Origin of the sequence: Acinetobacter sp. YH12094 (genome assembly GCF_013419295.1) — a bacterium.
GTDB lineage: Bacteria > Pseudomonadota > Gammaproteobacteria > Pseudomonadales > Moraxellaceae > Acinetobacter > Acinetobacter amyesii.
Genome location: NZ_VPAK01000066.1, coordinates 1 through 2,730 on the forward strand (window position 1 = coordinate 1; position 2,730 = coordinate 2,730).

Genomic DNA, 2,730 nt, shown 5'->3' on the forward strand with positions numbered 1-2,730 from the left:
CTAGACAAAATGACACCAAATGAGTTTTACTATGATCAGCTACCCCAACAAAACAAGGTGGCTTAACTAGAGCGGAATATCACTTATAAATACGCTTTTAGTTGTTCAAACAAGTGGAACCACCTCTTAATCCTTCGTTTTTTCAGATTTTAAGTCTCATTATTTATTATTTTCAAAGTTTATACCCAGTCAATAAAATGACTAAAAATTATTAAAAATCAGTAGGATTTATTATGTCAAACTCAAATATTGTTAAAGGTACTGTTAAGTGGTTCAACGAAGCTAAAGGTTTTGGTTTCATTCAACAAGAATCAGGTCCAGACGTTTTCGCTCACTTCCGTGAAATCGCTAGCTCAGGCTTTAAGACTTTGTATGAAGGTCAGCAGGTTGAGTTTAGTATCGCTCAAGGTCAAAAAGGCCCAAATGCTGTGAATATTGTTGCTATTTAAGTAAAAATAGGCAGTGATAAAGAGCACTCATGAGTGCTTTTTTATACTCTAAAATTTGTTTAAAAATGAAAAACTTATAAAAATAGGATATAAGATGTTAAAAATGAATGATTTAATTGCAAAATCTAAAAATGGTACTGAAATTATTGTTTCATTAATTCCCCGTCATAAAATGCAGAATACACGTGAAGGCTTTAAACAAATTGAAGTCGGTAAAAGAGTTCTGTTGGAATCAGGAATCGAAGTTGATTTAAATTTGGATGGCCGTACTTTTTACACTTCTCTAAATCAGCTATTTAAATTAAATTATAAAGTTGTTTAAAAAATCAATTAAATATCAATATTTTATGTGTATTTTTGCACTTCAATTTTATTAAGGGGATATATATGTTTAAAGAGACTGTCAGCGTCAAAGACCAATTTGGGGTTAAACACTCTATTCAAGCCACAGTAGATCATCAATTTGCTAACATGCAATCTCCTTCGAATATAAAACATATCACTGTTGATGGTGAAGATATACGCCCTAATTTTGACATGCTTTTTCAAAGTAATCTAAGTGGAAAAATATTCAAAATTTTATAGCTATCATATGAGTGATATAAATAATCATATTTAAAGTGATTTAATTATATTGAAGCTAATAAAAAAGCCCGACATCATGTCGGGCTTTTTCGTATTAGGTGTTTAGCTATAACTCCTGTCGTACCTCACGTCCTGGTGTTGCACTTATCATTATTGTTTTATGTGTTGGAACATCCTGTTCTCTATGTCCCCATCATATGAAAATTCGCAGAGATGACATAGACGCAATGATCCCTAATTCATGTCAGCCTTGGCTTACAACATTGCTCAAAACTTACCCCAAGGTTTATGGCACTGTTGCAAATAGGCTGACGTGATAAGCTAAATATCTTATTTATTTCGAGATACAGCAGATGAATCCCTTCCACGGTCGGCACTTTCAAGGTGAAATCATTCTTTGGGCTGTTCGTTGGTATTGTAAATATGGCATCAGCTATCGTGAACTTCAAGAAATGCTCGCTGAACGAGGCATAAATGTGGATCACAGTACAATTTATCGTTGGGTTCAGCGTTATGCTCCAGAAATGGAAAAACGCTTACGCTGGTATTGGCGTAATCCTACAGATTTACATTCATGGCATATGGATGAGACTTATATCAAAGTGAAGGGGCGATGGACTTACCTGTATCGTGCAGTTGATCAACGTGGTCATACGATTGACTTTTACCTTTCCGCTAGGCGGAACAGTAAATCAGCCTATAGTTTTCTAGGAAAGATATTCAATACGGTGAAAAAATGGCAAATTCCACGGGTCATCAATACAGATAAAGCAGCGACCTATGGGCATGCTTTATCACGATTAAAGCGAGAAGGAAAATGTCCACCAGACCTTGAACACAGGCAGATTAAGTATAAAAATAATGTCATTGAATGTGATCATGGTAAGTTAAAGCGGATCATCAGGGCCACATTAGGATTCAAATCTATGAAGACGGCTTATGCCACAATTAAAGGTATTGAAGTCATGCGTGCACTACGTAAAGGACAAGCATCGTCATTTTATTATGGTCAGCCTCAGGGTGAAGTGTGTCTAATCAACAGGGTTTTCGGTCTCTAAGCACTTTTTAAAGGGAACTTCATCGACTCAAATCTCTATTTGCAACAGTGCCAAGTATATTTACCCTTCTTATCGAAATTAGGGTTTAAATTTTAAGATTTTTATTCGCTGTTTACAGGTTGTGGTAGAAGTAGTCCTTGATATCAAAAACAAAAATTATTTTAAGGGAATAAAGGCTTCTGACTATCACCAAATGATAAGTTATCTGAGTTCTATTCAGTGAAAAACTGCTATATTAGGGGTCAGCACAGAAAACGGAAATTATAGGGCGGTAAGTACATTTATTTACTTCTATGTAGTTGTTATTTAAGAACTTCGTTAAAAATCTTTCAATTAAATTGCATGTTGCCAATCTCTAGCAGACAGGCAAAGCATAAAAATATAAATCTTTGATTTTAATAAATTAATTAGTCGACAAAATTCATTGTCGTACTATTTTCTCCAAATTCTGGGGTAACCCCTATCAAATCAAAAACTCGATGATATGTAAGCGTCCGCTGAACACACCTTCTGAATTCATCCTATAAGCCTTAATTTAGTCCCCACTTAGAAACAAGTGGGGACTTAAATTTATGACTACAAATCATCAGACATCCATCGCATCTCTTGCGAAAAAACGAAGAACATACAGTGCTGAA

General features: G+C 34.8%; 4 protein-coding genes. All 4 read left to right on the top strand.

Annotated elements, in window-relative coordinates; genetic code table 11:
* Positions 1-233 precede the first annotated feature (233 nt).
* Positions 234-449 carry a cold-shock protein gene (locus FTU34_RS17505; protein ID WP_004967395.1) on the top strand — a complete coding sequence of 72 codons (216 nt, stop codon included), beginning with the start codon at positions 234-236 and terminating at the stop codon, positions 447-449.
* Positions 450-543: 94 nt separating this feature from the next.
* Positions 544-771, top strand: coding sequence for a hypothetical protein (locus tag FTU34_RS17510; protein WP_180036292.1), 228 nt, complete (start codon positions 544-546; stop codon positions 769-771).
* 65 nt (positions 772-836) lie between these two features.
* Entirely contained in the window at positions 837-1,034 is a 198-nt protein-coding gene (locus tag FTU34_RS17515) for a hypothetical protein (protein ID WP_004967399.1), read from the top strand.
* A gap of 353 nt (positions 1,035-1,387) precedes the next feature.
* Positions 1,388-2,092 carry an IS6 family transposase gene (locus FTU34_RS17520; RefSeq protein WP_019383621.1) on the top strand — a complete coding sequence of 235 codons (705 nt, stop codon included), beginning with the start codon at positions 1,388-1,390 and terminating at the stop codon, positions 2,090-2,092.
* Positions 2,093-2,730 lie beyond the last annotated feature (638 nt).

What these genes read in the sequence shown, in the direction of transcription:
- FTU34_RS17505 (WP_004967395.1), top strand. Translation starts at nt 234, where the DNA reads ATGTCAAACTCAAATATTGTTAAAGGTACTGTTAAGTGGTTCAACGAA.
- FTU34_RS17510 (WP_180036292.1), top strand. Translation starts at nt 544, where the DNA reads ATGTTAAAAATGAATGATTTAATTGCAAAATCTAAAAATGGTACTGAA.
- FTU34_RS17515 (WP_004967399.1), top strand. Translation starts at nt 837, where the DNA reads ATGTTTAAAGAGACTGTCAGCGTCAAAGACCAATTTGGGGTTAAACAC.
- FTU34_RS17520 (WP_019383621.1), top strand. Translation starts at nt 1,388, where the DNA reads ATGAATCCCTTCCACGGTCGGCACTTTCAAGGTGAAATCATTCTTTGG.